Origin of the sequence: Bradyrhizobium sp. WBOS07 (assembly GCF_024585165.1) — a bacterium.
GTDB lineage: Bacteria > Pseudomonadota > Alphaproteobacteria > Rhizobiales > Xanthobacteraceae > Bradyrhizobium > Bradyrhizobium japonicum_B.
On record NZ_CP029008.1, the window covers coordinates 725,282 to 740,280 of the forward strand.

Below are 14,999 nucleotides of genomic sequence, written 5' to 3' on the forward strand. Positions count from 1 at the left end.
CATGGACGAACGGCGCGACAAGGCAAGGCATCGCGTGCTGAAGGCCGGATCGATCGAGTTCGGCGGCGGCGCGATCGACTGCACCGTGCGCAACCTGTCCGACACCGGCGCCGCGCTCGACGTCACCAGCCCGCTCGGCATTCCCGAGCGCTTCATCCTGTTCGTTCCGGCGGATGCAGCGCATCTGTCATGCACCGTGGTCTGGCGCAAGGAGAAGCGGATCGGCGTGAGGTTCGGATGAGGGTTGTGTTCAGGTAAGCTCGCGCAGGGGCCAAATCGGCGCGCACGCGCGCTATCGCTCAATTCACCCCGTCTCGACCTCACTCAACCGGCTCGCCAGGATCTTGTCGATCCTCCGCCCGTCGAGATCGACCACCTCGATATGCCAATCGCCGAAGTCGAAGGCATCGCCGGCGTTCGGCAGCGCGCTGAATTGTTGCAGCACGAGGCCCGCCACCGTGTTGTAGCGGTGCGGCGGCAATTCGATGCCGAGCAGATCGCCGAATTCGTCGACCGGCATCCAGCCGGAGATCAGGAGCGAATCGTCCGCGCGCCTGACATAGGCCGGCTCCGGCGGACCCGCCTCGGAATGGAAGGCGCCGACGATCGACTCGAGGATGTCGGTGGCCGTCACCATGCCCTCGAAGCCACCGTATTCGTCGTAGACGAAACCGACATGAACCGGAGCGGCCCTCAGAATCGTCAGCACGTCGCGCGCGTCCGCCGACGCCGGGATGCCGGGTGCTTCGCGCACCAGCGCGCGCAGGTCGGGGTTGCGTTCGTTCATATAGGCGACCAGCAGGTCCTTGGCCTGGAGCACGCCGATCGGCTTGTCGCGGTCGCCGTCGGAGACGGGAAAGCGCGAGTGCGGGCTGTTGGCGATGATCTCGCGAATCTCCTCAGGCGGGGCGTTCAGGTCGATCTCGTCGACCTCCGTGCGCGGCGTCATGACCGCGCCGGCCGGCCGGTCGCCGAGCCGCATCACGCCGGCGATCATCTCCTTCTCGCCGGGCTCGAGCACGCCTGCATTCTCGGCTTCGCTGACAAGCTGATGGATCTCGTCCTCGGAGACCTTTTCCCCGGCCTTGCCGCCGCGGCCGAGCAGGGTGAGGATCAGCTTGCCGGAGACGTCGAGCAGAAAGACCAGCGGCAGCGAGACCTTCGCGAGCACGTGCATGGCCGGCGCGACGCGGACCGCGATGCTCTCGGGGTCGCGCAGCGCCACCTGTTTCGGCACCAGCTCGCCGACGATGAGGGTGGCGTAGGTGATGAGCGTGACGACGAGGCCGACCCCGACGATGTCGGCAATGCCCTTGGAGAGGCCGAGCTCGAGCAGCCATTGCGTCAGCCGCTGCCCGAGCGTCGCGCCCGAGAACGCGCCGGAGAGCACCCCGACCAGCGTGATGCCGATCTGCACCGTCGAGAGGAATTTGCCGGGATCGGCCGCCAGCGTCAGCGCCCGCTCGGCGCCGCGCACGCCCTTGGCCGCCAGCAGCGACAGCCGCGCCGGACGCGACGAGACCACGGCCAGCTCGGACATGGACAAGAGGCCATTGATCACGATCAGGACGACGACGATGACGAGTTCGACCGAGAGCATTGAGATTCCGAGGTAAGGGAGTGTGGCCGCATGAACGGCACCTGCCTCGATATAGGTATTCAGAGCGGAAATGCCGTCAATCTTGCCGCATCCGCCGCCCGACGGAACCCATAGGTGACGAATCCCCGGGGCATCCGCGACGCCCTGACACTCCGCGGAACTACGGATCGATGCTTAACGCCCCCTTCATGGCCGGCAGCTAAGTTTTCGCCATAGCAGAAATCTATTCGGAGACCCCAAGATGCGAATCGGGAAACTTTTTGCGCTGTCGATGCTGACGGTGACGGTGTTCGCAGTCATCCTCGGCGCCGAGGTGCTGATTCCGCAGACACGCATCTTCACGAACCGCTCCGACGCCATCAAGACCGTCGATGCCTTTGGTGCGACGCTGATGGCCAGCCAGCATGTCGCCAGCCTTCGTGCCCCCTATATCGGACCGATCTTCCAGGAAGGCGCCGCAACGCAGGCACAGCTCGAAGCTGCTACGAAGGCTGCGAAAGCCGCCGAGGCGGGCTTCGAGGCCGCACGGCGCGCCGTCATGGTGCTGGATGACGGCGGCGCGATCGCGGAGAATCTCGACCGTGCGGCGCGGCGGCTGAAGGAGGTCACCAATGCCGCCGATCGCGCGATGGGCGTTCCCCTGGCGGCGCGCGACAGCGCCGCGACCAAGGGCTTCCTTCCCGGTGTTGCCGAGGTCATCGGCCACATCGAACCGGTCATGAACCGGCTCGAGGCGAAGGTCATCAACGCCGATTCCTCGCTTGCGGCGCTGTTGGGCCTGGCGCGAACCGCACAGGATCTGCGCGTTTCGGCTGGTAGCCGCGCCGCCACGTTGTCCCCGGCGCTGTCGGCACGTCGCCCACTCAACGCCGCCGAGCTGTCGCTGATGGACCGCATGCAGGGACGCGTGGAGGCTGACCGCGAGCGCATCGAAGCCGGTATCGAGCAGCTCGGTAATCCCGCCCGCATCATTGCCGCGTTCAAGGCGGCAACGGACTCCTATTTCGGACAAGCCGCGGTTGCCGTGGACAAGGAGCTCCCTGCAGCCCGCGGTGACGGCAAGTACGGCGCGACCGCCGAGGATCTGGCGAAGGTCATCGTTCCCGCCATCCAGATGTTCTACGGCGTGCGCGATGCCGCGATTGCGGAAGCTGCCGAGCGCGCCACGGCTGCGCGCAACGGGGCCCTCGCGATGCTCGCGCTGGCCGGCGTCGCCGTGCTCGCCCTGCTCGGAACGCTCGGTGGCGTGACCATGATGCTGCGCAAGCGCGTGGTGACCCCGCTCGGCCGGATCGCGGACGTGATCGGAACGCTCGCCGCCGGACGGCACGAGGTCGAGATTCCCACGACCGGCCGCGATGACGAGATCGGCCAGGTGGCGGGCTCGCTGCAGCACTTCAAGGATTCGCTGCTCGCCAAGAAGGCCGCCGACGAGGCTGCTGCGGCCGAGGCCGAGGCGAAGCTGCGGCGCAGCCAGCGCATGGATCAGATCGCGCGCGAGTTCGAAGCCATGATCGGCGATGTGATCAACACGGTGTCGTCGGCCTCGTCCGAGCTCGAAGTATCGGCGGGCACGCTGACGAGCACGGCCGATCAATCGGAGAAGGTCACCGCAACCGTCGCGGCCGCTTCCGAGCAGGCCTCCACCAACGTGCAGACCGTTGCCGCGGCGGCCGAGGAAATGGCCTCGTCGGTCGACGAGATCAGCCGCCAAGTGCAGGATTCCGCGCGCATCGCCGGCGAGGCGGTGCAGCAGGCGGGGCGGACCAACGACCATGTCGGCGAGCTCGCCAAGGCTGCAGGGCGGATCGGGGATGTCGTCGAGCTGATCAGCCAGATCGCGGGCCAGACCAATCTTCTCGCCCTCAACGCCACCATCGAGGCGGCGCGTGCCGGCGAGGCCGGGCGCGGCTTTGCCGTCGTCGCCTCCGAGGTCAAGGCGCTCGCCGAGCAGACCGCCAAGGCGACCGGCGAGATCAGCCAGCAGATCTCCGGAATCCAGACCGCGACGGAGGAGTCCGTCGGCGCCATCAAGGCGATCGGCGACACCATCACCCGCATGTCGGAGATCGCCTCCGCGATCGCCTCGGCGGTCGAGGAGCAGGGCGCGGCGACGCGGGAAATCTCCCGCAACGTGCAACAGGCCGCGCGCGGCACCCAGCAGGTCTCCGCCAGCATCGTCGACGTGCAGCGCGGCGCCAGCCAGACCGGATCGGCCTCCGCCAACGTGCTCACGTCCGCGAGATCGCTGTCCGGCGAGAGCAGCCGTCTCAAGGTCGAGGTCGGCAAGTTCCTGGACGCGATCCGCGCGGCGTAGCTTCACCTCTCCCGCTCGCGGGCAGGGCAATCGCATATGGGAGCGATCTCGCCCGTGGCCATCCTTCGAGACGCCCGCCGTTGGCGGGCCCTCAGGATGAGGGCGGAGCGTGCGGCTGCAGTTTCAACGAGCACGGATGTTGCGTAGCCTCATCCTGAGGAGCCCGCGCAAGCAGGCGTCTCGAAGGACGAGGCGCGCGCTCAGATGGCGCCACAAGTCGCTGCTCAGAACTCGCCGTGCAGCCGTCCTGAGAATACCGACACCGGTCCGCGGTCGGCATTGTAGGCGGGGTTGACGATCAGCTGGTAGTCGGCGGTGAGCGTGATGCTCTTGTTCAGAGCATAGGCGTAATAGGTCTCCAGCACGCGTTCCCTGCGGTAGTTGAGCCGGCCGTCGCCGATCAGCGGGCCGAGGCCGCCGGCGGCGATGAAGTCGCGATGGTCCTGCGACAGCGCGTTGACGGCGCCGGCGATGGCGACGACGTCGTCGGGCCGGCCCCATCTCGTGCCTTTCACCGAGACGCCGCCGGACAGGCTGCGGTCGATGTCGGTGAAGGCCATGATCTCGTTGCGGCCGTCGTTCCAGCTCCAGCGGCCGAACACGCCGATGTCGGCGGCGATCGCCTGTTCGAGGTTGAGCGCGTAACCGTATTTGATGCGGCCGCGGCGGGTCTGGCTGATATCGACCCCGAACGCGGGATTGTCCAGCGTCTCGCGATAGCTGCCGGAGAAGGCGCTGTTGACGAAACCGAGCACGCGCAGCTTGCCGGGCTGGCCGAACAGCGAATAGCGGGTCTCGAGCTCCGCCACATACTCGCCGCGGCGACCGACATTCATGTCGAAATTACTGGAGTTCGATTCCGCGCCGATCAGGAAATAGCCGCCGCGCAGGGCCCATTGCTTCTGGTTCAATTCGGCCGTGGCGCCGTAGCCGAGGCCGAGCTTGTCGGCGGCGTAGTCGAAGGCGCCGGAGGCCCAGATCGACCAGTTCATGAAGTCTTTGCGCGGATCGTGCGCGTAGGAATTGCCGTCGAACACGTCGACCACGGAGAACTTGCCGACCTGCAGGGTCAGGCGCGAGACATCGACCTTGCTCGCGAGCTGGAGCTGGCCGGAGGCAAGCTGCTCCTGCTCGCCGCCGAAACCGAAGGTGTGTCGCACGAACAGCCGCGAGGCGTTGAAGTGCGGATAGGGGAAGCCGGACTTCTGCGCTTCGCCGTTGGGGAAGCCGGCGGCGCCCGTCGTGTTGTTGAAACCGAATCCCTGCAGCAGCTCGGGGTTGAAGTAGACCTCACCGCCGTCCCACAGCCGCGCATTGAGATAGAGCGAATTGCTCCACGTCTGCTGAAAATCGGGCGACGGGAGCAGGCTGTTCGGTCCGGTATAGGGCGCGCGGAACGCGGGGTAGCCCTGGCCCAGCGCGGTCGACTGGCCGTGAATCTCCCAGCGGCTGGACTCGGTGTCGGTCACATCCGACTTCGGATTGTAGGTCGGCACGCCGGGCCAGTCGATCTTGCGATTGAGGCCGAGCCGCAGGCTGTGAAGATCCATCGACGAGGAATATTGCCCGCCCGAGGGGAAGGTGACGCTGGCGTTGTCGTATTTGCTGTAGAGATATTCTAGCCGGGTGGTCCAATGCGGCGCGAAGGCGTATTCGACGCCGCCGCCCGCGGTCCAGCCGAACCGCGTGTGCAGCACTTTCTCTTCAGTGCCGCCGTTCGGCGTCGAGAGGAAGCGCTCGCCGGTGAAGGCCGCGCCGCCGGTGGCATAGACCAGCCAATTGCCGCTGGCATAGCCAAGCCGCGCGCGCAGGCTCGCGACATAGTCCCAGCGTTCCTCCGCGAAGGACAGCGCGGTCCCCGTCGACGACACGACGTGGTTGGAGGGCAGATAATTCGGAAAGGAGATGTCGCCTTCGACGCCGAGCAGCAGGCCCGAAGCGAGGCGCCAATTGTAGCCGGCCTGGACGCCGCCGGTCGCGCCGGTGAAGACGTTGTTGTCGGTTGCGAATGTGGGATCGGTCAGCGTCGCGGCGGACGTGCCGCGGGTGACGCCGGCATGCGCGCCGATATAGAGGCCGGTCCAGTCGTAGACCGCCTTCAGCGCCGGCGCCTTGAGCGGCAGATCGGCCGCGCGGCCTGTTGCGGGAAAAGCCAGCACGCCCGAGGCAATCGCCGCGGCCGTCCGCAAGGTCCTGTAGCGGTGATCTCTCAACGTCAAAACGCACGCCCCCAAACGCGAATGTCATCCATCCACCGCGACATCCCTGCCGATTCGCGGCGGCCCTGTCATCAGTCTTGGGCGCCTGCGCGCCGCCGAGATGACCCCGGCCCGAGCCGACTTCGTCCCAAGCTCCTGACCCTGCGACAAGTCTTATTGCTACTAATTCGCAATAGCAACTAAATCTGGATCGCCCCCGAGGATGGATCGCACCGCTGTATGACGAGACTGCAACAATCCAGCGGGCTTCAACATGAATGACCCCGCCCGGGCACGACACGGGGTGGATGAGGCGCCCGTGTCGGACGCAGGATCCACGTGAGATCGGCCTCAGGTACTCAAATTAGTAGCAGGTACGAACGCGGCCGACGTACTGGCCGAAGGCGTTGTACTGGGCGACCCAGCCGCAGCGGCGATAGCCGTGGTAATAGGGGTCGTTGGTGGCGGCGATCGCGGAGCCGACGACGGCGGCGGTGGCGATGCCGGCGCCCACACCCCAGACCCAGCCGGGCTGCTTGGCTTCGGCCTGCGAGGTGGTGGACACGATGCTGCCGGTCAGGGCGAGCGTGGCGAGAGCGGCGGCGGCAAGCTTGGTCTTGATCGACATGAGAAACTCCATCCGGGTTGAGGCGGTCCGTTGTGGCCCGCGTGCCCAGTTGGACGGAGGCTCCTCGCGTCCGGTTCGAAAGCAGCAGATCCGCTGCCGGAGCCGAGACCTTTCCTGAATGATTCCAGGATTATAGTGGCTAGCCGAGGGGCCCCTTGGCGAGCCTGTTCACGTCGAAGTTATCGACCTCGCTCAGCAGCTCGCAAAAGGCGCGCGCGCCCTGGTCAAGCAACTGCTCGCCTTTCGCCGGCTCGGCCAATGTCGCGTTGCCGATGGCGCCGCTGGCGTTGAGATCCTGGGCCTGCCAGGCGAACGGCGCGGGCCGCTGCGTCGAGAGCCAGCGATATTGCTTTTCCAGTGCGATGCTGCTCGCGGCAAAATCGGCGATCGCGGCTTGACGCACCTGATCGGGATAGCGCGACAGCATGATCGAGGTCTCGATCGCGCCGCCATGAATGCCGTGGCGCACTTCCTCCGCCGGAAACAGCCTGTCGGCGCCCGACAGCCGCGACCACGACGTCGTCACCACGAACAATTTCTGGTGCGCGCGAAGATCCTGCGCGACCAGCATCATCGCCGCGCTGTTGCCGCCATGGCTGGTGATGATGACGAGCTTCTTCACGCCGCGCCGCGCGATGTCCTCGCCGATTCCGGTCCATCGCTTCAGCGCGACCTCGGTCGGCAGCGTCTGCGTGCCCGGATAGTCGATATGCTCGGTGGAGATCCCGACCGGCTCAACGGGCAGGAACGTCACCGGGACGCTTCCGGGCAACAGCTCGCGCGTGCGCGCCAGATAGGCGTTCGCGATCAGCACGTCTGTCGTCAGCGGCAGATGCGGGCCGTGCTGCTCGGTCGCTGCCAGCGGCAGCACCGCGATCCAGCGCGCCGTCTCCGCCGGGGGCACACCGGCCCAGCGGATCTCGGTCCAGTCGCGGGACGGCGTCATCAAGGTTTCTTTGCCCGAATTTGTCACGTAATTTGGGTATCAGGGGATGCGGACCCGGCCGGCTCGCGTCCCCTGATGTCATGCGGTTCTATCGCGTTGCGCTCATATGAGCCAGACGCGATTGGGCTTCAAGCGAACGACGGAGTGCCATTATGACCCATTTTCATCTGCGGCGGACGCTCACGGCGGGCCTCTTCGCCGCTCTCCTCGCTCTCGCACCGGCGCGGGCCGAGACGCTCGACAAGGTCACTTTCGGCACCAACTGGGTCGCCGAGGCCGAGCATGGCGGCTTCTTCCAGGCGGTCGCCGACGGCACTTACAAGAAATATGGCCTCGACGTCACCATCGTCCCCGGCGGTCCGAACGAGAACAACCGGATGCTGCTGATCGCCGGCAAGATCGATTTCTTCATGGCCGCGAACACGCTGATGTCGTTCGACGCGGTCGCCAACAACGTCCCCGTCGTGACCATCGCCGCGATCTTCCAGAAGGATCCGCAGGTGATGCTGACGCAGCCGGACGCCAAGGTCGGCAAGCTCGAGGATCTCAAGCCGCTGACGTTGTTCGTCTCCAAGGAGGGCATGGGCAGCTATTTCCAGTGGCTGAAGTCCGAATACGGCTTCAGCGAGAAGAATGTTCGTCCTTATAATTTCAATCCGCAGCCCTTCATCGCCAACCCCAAGAGCGCGATGCAGGGCTACGTCACCTCCGAGCCCTTCGCGGTCGAGAAGGCGGCGGGCTTCAAGCCCAACGTGCTGCTGCTGGCCGACTACGGCTTCAACACCTATTCGACCCTGATCGAGACCCGCCGCGACATCGTCGAGAAGAAGCCCGATCTGGTCCAGCGCTTCGTCGATGCCTCCATGGTCGGCTGGTACAATTACCTCTATCGGGACAATTCCGCCGGCAACGCCATGATCAAGCAGCTCAACCCCGAGATGACCGACGATCTGCTCGCCTATTCCGTCGCCAAGATGAAGGAGCACGGCATCGTCGATTCCGGCGATTCCCTGAAGAAAGGCATCGGCGCGATGAGCGACGAGCGCTACAGCTCGTTCTTCAACAAGATGGTCAAGGCCGGCGTCGTGAAGGCGGATCTCGACTTCCGCAAATCCTACACGCTCCGCTTCGTCAACAAGGGCGTCGGCCTCGAGCTGCGTCCGAACAAGCCGTAACCCATGTCGAGATTTGGCACGCCGGTGCGGCTCGGGCTCACCTCTCCCGAAGGGAGAGGTCGCATCGCATCGCCAGATGCGATGCGGGTGAGGGGTTACGCTCTCTCGGGGGACCTGTTCCCCCTCACCCGCGCCTGCGGCGCGACCTCTCCCCATTGGGAAGAGGTAAAGGACGCCCGAAACGCGGCAGCCTGCGCGCAATGGTAGAGCGCATCACCTCGTCCGCCGTCGAGGCCAGCCTGACGGCTCTTGCCGTCAGCCTGCGCGGCGTGACCAAGACCTATGACAACGGCGTGATGGCGCTCGGCCCGTGCGACCTCGCGGTGCGCAAGGGCGAGTTCATCTCGCTGCTGGGCCCGTCCGGCTGCGGCAAGTCGACGGTGCTGCGGCTGATATCGGAGCTCAGCGCGCCGTCCTCCGGGATCGTGCGGGTGGCGCGCCGCGAGGGCGAGCTGCAGCCGGGTCACGGCATCGGCTTCGTGTTCCAGGAGCCGACCCTGATGCCCTGGGCCAGCGTGCGCGAGAACGTGCGGCTGCCGCTGAAGCTCGGCGGCGTGGCGAAGGCCGAGGGGCGCGCGCGGGCCGACGCCGTCTTGGCCAGCGTCGGCCTTGCCGATTTCGCCGATGCCTTTCCGCGCGAGCTCTCCGGCGGCATGAAGATGCGGGTGTCGCTGGCGCGCGCGCTGGTCACCGATCCCGACATCCTGCTGATGGACGAGCCGTTCGCCGCGCTCGACGAGATCACGCGCTTCCGCCTCAACAACGATCTGCTCGCGCTGTGGCGGGCTCTCGGCAAGACCGTCATCTTCGTCACCCATTCGGTGTTCGAATCCGTCTATTTGTCGCAGCGTGTGGTGGTGATGACGGCGCGGCCGGGCCGCATCCAGGCCGATATCCGCATCGAGACGGTCGAGCCGCGCGGCGAGGAATTCCGCACGTCGACCGCTTACGGCGACTATTGCCGCAGGGTCTCCGGCGCGCTGGCGCCGTCCTATTCGGGGCGGCCACTGCTATGAGCGTCCCGCCCGAGAGCATTTCCAGGCCGCGAGGCGCGCAGCGTGCGCTGCGCCTGGTGCTTCCCGTCATCGTGTTCGCGGCCGGCCTCATCGCCTGGGAGCTGGTGGTCCGCCTCAAGGAGATCCCGCCTTACGTGCTGCCGGCGCCCTCGATCATCATTCTGACGCTGATCAAGGATTGGCAGGTGCTGTCGCAATCGCTCGCGACCACGCTGCTGACCACGCTCGAAGGGTTTGTCGCGGCCAGCATCGGCGGCATCGCGCTGGCGCTGCTGTTCAACCAGTCGAAATGGGTGGAATACTCGCTGTTTCCCTACGCGATCGTGCTCCAGGTCACCCCCGTGATCGCGATCGCGCCACTCTTGCTGATCTACCTGGAACAGCAGACGGCGGTGGTGGTCTGTGCCTTCATCGTCGCCTTTTTTCCGGTGCTGTCCAACACCACGCTCGGGCTCAATTCGGTCGATCGCAACCTCGCCGGCCTGTTCCAGCTCTATGGCGCATCGAAGCCGCAGACGCTGCGCTTCCTCAAGCTGCCGGCGGCGCTGCCTTATATTCTCGGCGGCCTGCGCATCGCAGGCGGCCTGTCGCTGATCGGCGCGGTCGTGGCCGAGATCGCGGCGGGAACCGCGGGCGCCGGCTCCGGCCTCGCCTACAGGATCGCGGAATCAGGCTATCGATTGAACATACCCCGCATGTTCGCAGCGCTGCTGCTGTTGTCGCTGGCCGGGATTGTCATCTATGGGGTGCTGGCGCTAGTTTCGCACCTCGTTTTACGGCGCTGGCACGAGAGCGCGCTTGGAGAGGAAAACTGATGGCTGCCGGTTCGATTTCGTCCGAAAAGATCGACCTTCTGATCTATGGGCCGGTGCGGCCGATCCTCGAGAACGGATTTTCCGATCATTTCGTCGTGCACAAGGCGGAGACGCACGGCGACCTCGAACGGCTGACGCCGGCGATCCGCGAGAAGATCCGCGGCGTCGCCGTGACCTATCACACCGTGCGGGCCGACAGGGGGGCACTGTCGCAACTGCCCAAGATCGAGATGGTGGCGAGCTTCGGCGTCGGCTACGACCACGTCGATGCCAAATACGCCGCCGAGCACAACATCATCGTCACCAACACGCCGGACGTGCTGACCGAGGAGGTCGCCGACGTCGCGATGGGCCTTCTGATCGCCACCTTGCGCGAGTTCATCAAGGCCGACCGCTACGTTCGCTCCGGGCTGTGGCAGACGCAGAACTATCCGCTCAGCGTCGGCTCGCTGCGCGACCGTAAGGTCGGCATCGTCGGCATGGGCCGGATCGGCCAGGCCATCGCGCGCCGGCTCGATGCCTCGCTGGTGCCGGTGGTCTATCACTCGCGCAACCCGTCCAAGGACGTCTCCTACAAGCACTATCCCGACCTGATCGAGATGGCGAAGGCGGTCGACACGCTGATGGTGATCGTGCCCGGCGGCGCCTCGACCAACAAGATGATCAATGCCGAGGTGCTCAAGGCGCTCGGCCCCCGCGGCGTTCTGATCAACGTGGCGCGCGGCTCCGTGGTCGACGAGCCGGCGCTGGTTCAGGCGCTGAAATCGGGCACCATCCTCGCAGCAGGCCTCGACGTGTTCGCGGCCGAGCCGAACGTGCCGGACGAGCTCAAGGCCATGCAGAACGTCGTGCTGCTGCCGCATATCGGCTCGGCCTCGGTGGTGACGCGCAACGCGATGGACCAGCTCGTGGTCGACAACCTCAAGTCATGGTTCTCAGGCAAGGCGCCGTTGACGCCGGTTGCGGAAACGCCGTTCAAGGGACGCTGATGCGAAGTCTTCGGGCCGTTGCACTCGCCGTCGCGGCCTCTTTGGCCGCGATCGGCGTTGCGCATGCGCAGGATGCGGCGAGCCTGAAGAAATCGATGCCCGGGCAGTGGGAGCTCTCGACCACCGAGCGCAGCAAGACCTGCGTCGTCACGATGAAGGGCGATGCCGCAGGCCAGGGTTACAAGCTGGAGCTGGAGCCGGCCTGCAAGACCGCGCTGCCTTTCACCAAGGACATCGTCGCCTGGAGCGTCAGGGGCCTCGACATCGTGCGCCTGCAGGATGCGGCCGGTGAAGCCGTAATCGACTTCACCGAGGTCGAGGCCGGCATCTTCGAGGGCCTGCGCCAGGGCGAGGGCGTCTACATCCTGCAGGATCTCGCCGCGGCCCGCTCGATGGCCAAGTCGATGGACCAGATGATCGGCGATTGGGCGATGGTGCGCGGCAACGGCCAGCCGGTGTGCGGGCTGACGCTGACCAACACCGAGGCGAGCCCCGACAATTTCCAGGTCTTCCTCAAGCCGAGATGCGACGCCGCCATCGCCCAGTTCAATCCGGCGCAATGGCGGCTCGAGCGCGGCCAGATCATCCTGATGTCGAAATCGGGCGATGCCTGGCAGTTCGAGGCCGACGACAACGCGCAATGGCGCCGCGTCCCCGACACCGCCGATCCCCTGATCATGCTGCGGCAGTAGGGCGTCGGCCGAGTTCGAACTTTTTTCGCATCTGGAGAGACCAAGACAGGAAGCGCTCAAACTCTACGGGCTTTGACATGAAACTCGTTGCCCTGGCTTTTTCGTGCCTTCTGCTGCTCGCGATGCCCGCCAGCGCGAATGACACGCGCACCTTCGATGCGATGGTCGCGTTGGCCAATCGCGGAGATGCCGAGGCGCAGTATCATGTCGGCATGATGCACAACAATGGCATCGGCACGCAGCAGGACCGCAGCCAGGCATTCGAGTGGTTTCAGAAATCGGCCGCCGGCAACGACCCCCTGGGGGCCTATAAGCTCGGTTGTTATTATGACGGGCAAGGTGCCGGCATTGTTGCAAGCGATGCGGATCAAGCACTGAAATACAAGCTCGTGTCCGCCAGGGCCGGCTATGCGCGCGCTCAGCACGACGTTGCCCTGATGTATGACCGACAAGGCAATTCGGAAGAAGCGCTGAAATGGTGGAGGACGGCTGCCGATCAGGAGCTTCCGGAGGCCCTCTTCAGCCTGTCTCGCGCCTATTCGGCCGGCAAGGGGACGCCGAGAGATTTGTCCCTATCGTATGCGTATTTCAAGCTGTCGAAGGTGGCGCCGGCCAGGAATGTGAAAGAGATGGCGTCGATGTTGTCCAAGCCCGAGCTGGAGAAGGCCGAGAAGCTCGTTGCCGAATGGAAGCCGCAACCGACCGCCTTGACGCTCAAGGCGTTCAGCGGGTTCAGGGCCGCTGAAGAGCATTTGAAGGTCGCCAAGAACCAGGCGTTCTGATCTGGTCAGATCAACCGCATCCCGCGCAGGCTCGCATGTCCGCTTTTGCCGACGATGATGTGGTCGTGCACGGCGATGCCGAGCGGCTTGGCGATGTCGATGATCGCCTTCGTCATCTGGATGTCGGCCTGCGAGGGCGAGGGATCGCCGCTAGGATGATTGTGCACCAGGATCAAGGCGGTCGCCGATAATTCCAGCGCGCGCTTGATCACCTCGCGGGGATAGACCGGGGTGTGGTCGACGGTGCCGGTCTGCTGCACCTCGTCGGCGATCAGCTGGTTGCGCTTGTCGAGGAATAGCAGGCGGAACTGCTCCTTGTCGGCGAACGCCATGCTGGAGCGGCAATAATCGATCACCTCGTTCCAGGAGGACAGCGCGTTGCGGCTGTTGACCTCGCCCTTGGTCACGCGGCTCGCCGCGGCGGCAATCAGCTTGAGCTGGTTGATCGCGGATTCGCCGATGCCCTCGACCTCGCGCAGCCGCGCCACCGGCGCATGCACGACCTCGGCGAACGAGCCGAAGGTTTTGATCAGCGTCTTCGCCAGCGGCTTGGTGTCCCGCCGCGGCAGCGCCGGAAACAGCGCCATCTCCAGCAGCTCGTAATCGCTGAGCGCATCCGCGCCCGCGCTGTAGAAGCGCTCGCGCAGCCGCTCGCGATGGCCGTGATAATGCGGCGCGTCGGCGGATGGAGCGTCTGGCTGGTCATTCTTGCGTGGCATCGGCGCAAGCATGCCGCGCCGGGCGGTTTTTGCAACTCTGAAGTGTTGGGTGATGACCCGGCAATGGCAAAGAAAAAAGGCGCCGCGCGAACGCGGCGCCTCATTCAGGGCGTGCGGCGCGATCAGGCCTTGACGGCGGCGAAGGCGTAGCCGTTGCCGTCCTTGGTCAGCGTGCCGACGTTCGGAAAGCCGAAATGATAGCCGGCGATCATGCCCTTTTCGGCGATGACGCGATCGAAGAAGGCGCGCCGCGTGGCTTCCGCCTTCGGTCCGTCGCTGTCGAAGCCGGAGAACCAGCCGGGATTCCTGACAAACAGCTGGTGGATGCCGGTGACGTCGCTCTGGATGAAGAGCTGCTGCCCGCCGGAGGCCACCAGGAATGACATGTGGCCGATCGTGTGGCCCGGCGTGGCGATGGCCTTGACGCCGGGCGCCAGGTCGGCGCCGTCGCCATACTGCTTGATGTTCTTCCAGGTCGGGAAGGTTGCCTGAATCCGCTTGACGTGGGCGCGGTTGGCTTCGGGCACCTTCTCCACCAGGGCCGCATCGGTCCAGAACTTGTACTCCGTTTCGGGCATCATGATTTCCGCGTTCGGAAACACCTGCGCGTTGGTTTCTTTCACCCACAGACCCGAAATGTGATCGGGATGGAAATGCGAGATCACCACCGTCGAGACCTTCTCCGGATCGAGACCGGCCGCCTTCATGTTGCCGGCGAGCTTGCCGACGCTGGCCGGACCGTTGCCGCCGAAACCGGTGTCGAACAGGACGACCTTGCCGCCAGTACGGATCGCGGTGACCGTGAAGGGATTGTCGATCTTGTCGGGTCCGAGACCGGCCGCGGTCAGCGCCTTCTTGACGTCGTCGAGCCCGGCATTCTTGACTATGCCCTCGGTCACCGGCCGTTCGATCGAGCCCTCATGCAGGCTGAACACCTCGATGTCACCGACCTTGTAGGTAAGGCTATCGGCGGCGCGCTGTGCCGAGGCGGCACCGATGAAGGACACGGGCCCCTGGAGACCGAAGACCAGCGCTGCCCCCGTGCTCCCGAGGACCAGATCGCGACGTGAAACCTCGAACATTGTGGTGCTCCCTTTGAGTGAATCCTCGGAGGGCGCTTCA

General features: G+C 65.4%; 14 protein-coding genes. 8 read left to right on the forward strand and 6 right to left on the reverse strand.

Annotated features, from left to right (window positions below):
- The first annotated feature begins 1 nt into the window (after nucleotide 1).
- Entirely contained in the window at nucleotides 2-241 is a 240-nt protein-coding gene (locus DCM79_RS03495; RefSeq protein WP_257178653.1) for a PilZ domain-containing protein, read from the forward strand.
- A gap of 63 nt (nucleotides 242-304) precedes the next feature.
- On the opposite strand, the gene DCM79_RS03500 is transcribed toward DCM79_RS03495, so the two are convergent.
- Entirely contained in the window at nucleotides 305-1,600 is a 1,296-nt protein-coding gene (locus tag DCM79_RS03500) for a hemolysin family protein (RefSeq protein ID WP_257178654.1), read from the reverse strand.
- A 241-nt stretch (nucleotides 1,601-1,841) separates the two neighbouring features.
- Between DCM79_RS03500 and DCM79_RS03505 the strand changes: the two genes are divergently transcribed.
- Complete coding sequence (locus DCM79_RS03505; RefSeq protein WP_257178655.1) at nucleotides 1,842-3,917, forward strand: methyl-accepting chemotaxis protein; 2,076 nt, start codon at nucleotides 1,842-1,844, stop codon at nucleotides 3,915-3,917.
- A gap of 224 nt (nucleotides 3,918-4,141) precedes the next feature.
- On the opposite strand, the gene DCM79_RS03510 is transcribed toward DCM79_RS03505, so the two are convergent.
- From DCM79_RS03510 to DCM79_RS03520, 3 genes are all read right to left on the reverse strand, one after another.
- Nucleotides 4,142-6,106, reverse strand: coding sequence for a carbohydrate porin (locus tag DCM79_RS03510; protein ID WP_257180682.1), 1,965 nt, complete (start codon nucleotides 6,104-6,106; stop codon nucleotides 4,142-4,144).
- Between the two features lie 373 nt (nucleotides 6,107-6,479).
- Complete coding sequence (locus DCM79_RS03515; RefSeq protein WP_257178656.1) at nucleotides 6,480-6,743, reverse strand: hypothetical protein; 264 nt, start codon at nucleotides 6,741-6,743, stop codon at nucleotides 6,480-6,482.
- Between the two features lie 139 nt (nucleotides 6,744-6,882).
- Nucleotides 6,883-7,689 (reverse strand): creatininase family protein, encoded by an 807-nt coding sequence (locus DCM79_RS03520; RefSeq protein ID WP_257178657.1) that lies wholly within the window; start codon nucleotides 7,687-7,689, stop codon nucleotides 6,883-6,885.
- Nucleotides 7,690-7,841: 152 nt separating this feature from the next.
- Here DCM79_RS03520 and DCM79_RS03525 point away from each other — a divergent pair, with 152 nt between their 5' ends.
- From DCM79_RS03525 to DCM79_RS03550, 6 genes are all read left to right on the forward strand, one after another.
- Nucleotides 7,842-8,864, forward strand: a complete 1,023-nt coding sequence (locus tag DCM79_RS03525) for an ABC transporter substrate-binding protein (protein ID WP_257178658.1) — start codon at nucleotides 7,842-7,844, stop codon at nucleotides 8,862-8,864.
- A gap of 200 nt (nucleotides 8,865-9,064) precedes the next feature.
- Nucleotides 9,065-9,880 carry an ABC transporter ATP-binding protein gene (locus DCM79_RS03530; RefSeq protein ID WP_257178659.1) on the forward strand — a complete coding sequence of 272 codons (816 nt, stop codon included), beginning with the start codon at nucleotides 9,065-9,067 and terminating at the stop codon, nucleotides 9,878-9,880.
- Nucleotides 9,877-10,695 (forward strand): ABC transporter permease, encoded by an 819-nt coding sequence (locus DCM79_RS03535; RefSeq protein ID WP_257178660.1) that lies wholly within the window; start codon nucleotides 9,877-9,879, stop codon nucleotides 10,693-10,695. The genes DCM79_RS03530 and DCM79_RS03535 overlap by 4 nt, the downstream gene beginning before the upstream one ends.
- On the forward strand, nucleotides 10,695-11,684 hold the full coding sequence (locus tag DCM79_RS03540) for a 2-hydroxyacid dehydrogenase (RefSeq protein WP_257178661.1): 990 nt from the start codon (nucleotides 10,695-10,697) through the stop codon (nucleotides 11,682-11,684). Before DCM79_RS03535 ends, DCM79_RS03540 begins: the two co-directional genes overlap by 1 nt.
- Nucleotides 11,684-12,376, forward strand: coding sequence for a protease inhibitor Inh/omp19 family protein (locus DCM79_RS03545; RefSeq protein ID WP_257178662.1), 693 nt, complete (start codon nucleotides 11,684-11,686; stop codon nucleotides 12,374-12,376). Before DCM79_RS03540 ends, DCM79_RS03545 begins: the two co-directional genes overlap by 1 nt.
- 77 nt (nucleotides 12,377-12,453) lie before the next feature.
- Nucleotides 12,454-13,158: a tetratricopeptide repeat protein gene (locus DCM79_RS03550; RefSeq protein ID WP_257178663.1), complete on the forward strand. Its 705-nt coding sequence runs from the start codon at nucleotides 12,454-12,456 to the stop codon at nucleotides 13,156-13,158.
- A 5-nt stretch (nucleotides 13,159-13,163) separates the two neighbouring features.
- On the opposite strand, the gene radC is transcribed toward DCM79_RS03550, so the two are convergent.
- Together radC and DCM79_RS03560 are read right to left on the reverse strand one after the other, a co-directional pair.
- Nucleotides 13,164-13,877 (reverse strand): DNA repair protein RadC, encoded by a 714-nt coding sequence (radC, locus tag DCM79_RS03555; RefSeq protein WP_257178664.1) that lies wholly within the window; start codon nucleotides 13,875-13,877, stop codon nucleotides 13,164-13,166.
- 122 nt (nucleotides 13,878-13,999) lie between these two features.
- Nucleotides 14,000-14,959, reverse strand: a complete 960-nt coding sequence (locus tag DCM79_RS03560) for an MBL fold metallo-hydrolase (RefSeq protein ID WP_257178665.1) — start codon at nucleotides 14,957-14,959, stop codon at nucleotides 14,000-14,002.
- Between the last annotated feature and the right edge of the window lie 40 nt (nucleotides 14,960-14,999).

Excerpts from the sequence above, each read along its gene's own strand:
- DCM79_RS03560 (WP_257178665.1), bottom strand. The coding sequence starts at position 14,959 with ATGTTCGAGGTTTCACGTCGCGATCTGGTCCTCGGGAGCACGGGGGCA.
- radC (WP_257178664.1), bottom strand. The coding sequence starts at position 13,877 with ATGCCACGCAAGAATGACCAGCCAGACGCTCCATCCGCCGACGCGCCG.
- DCM79_RS03500 (WP_257178654.1), bottom strand. The coding sequence starts at position 1,600 with ATGCTCTCGGTCGAACTCGTCATCGTCGTCGTCCTGATCGTGATCAAT.
- DCM79_RS03520 (WP_257178657.1), bottom strand. The coding sequence starts at position 7,689 with ATGACGCCGTCCCGCGACTGGACCGAGATCCGCTGGGCCGGTGTGCCC.
- DCM79_RS03540 (WP_257178661.1), top strand. The coding sequence starts at position 10,695 with ATGGCTGCCGGTTCGATTTCGTCCGAAAAGATCGACCTTCTGATCTAT.
- DCM79_RS03515 (WP_257178656.1), bottom strand. The coding sequence starts at position 6,743 with ATGTCGATCAAGACCAAGCTTGCCGCCGCCGCTCTCGCCACGCTCGCC.
- DCM79_RS03535 (WP_257178660.1), top strand. The coding sequence starts at position 9,877 with ATGAGCGTCCCGCCCGAGAGCATTTCCAGGCCGCGAGGCGCGCAGCGT.
- DCM79_RS03495 (WP_257178653.1), top strand. The coding sequence starts at position 2 with ATGGACGAACGGCGCGACAAGGCAAGGCATCGCGTGCTGAAGGCCGGA.
- DCM79_RS03505 (WP_257178655.1), top strand. The coding sequence starts at position 1,842 with ATGCGAATCGGGAAACTTTTTGCGCTGTCGATGCTGACGGTGACGGTG.
- DCM79_RS03550 (WP_257178663.1), top strand. The coding sequence starts at position 12,454 with ATGAAACTCGTTGCCCTGGCTTTTTCGTGCCTTCTGCTGCTCGCGATG.
- DCM79_RS03530 (WP_257178659.1), top strand. The coding sequence starts at position 9,065 with ATGGTAGAGCGCATCACCTCGTCCGCCGTCGAGGCCAGCCTGACGGCT.
- DCM79_RS03545 (WP_257178662.1), top strand. The coding sequence starts at position 11,684 with ATGCGAAGTCTTCGGGCCGTTGCACTCGCCGTCGCGGCCTCTTTGGCC.
- DCM79_RS03525 (WP_257178658.1), top strand. The coding sequence starts at position 7,842 with ATGACCCATTTTCATCTGCGGCGGACGCTCACGGCGGGCCTCTTCGCC.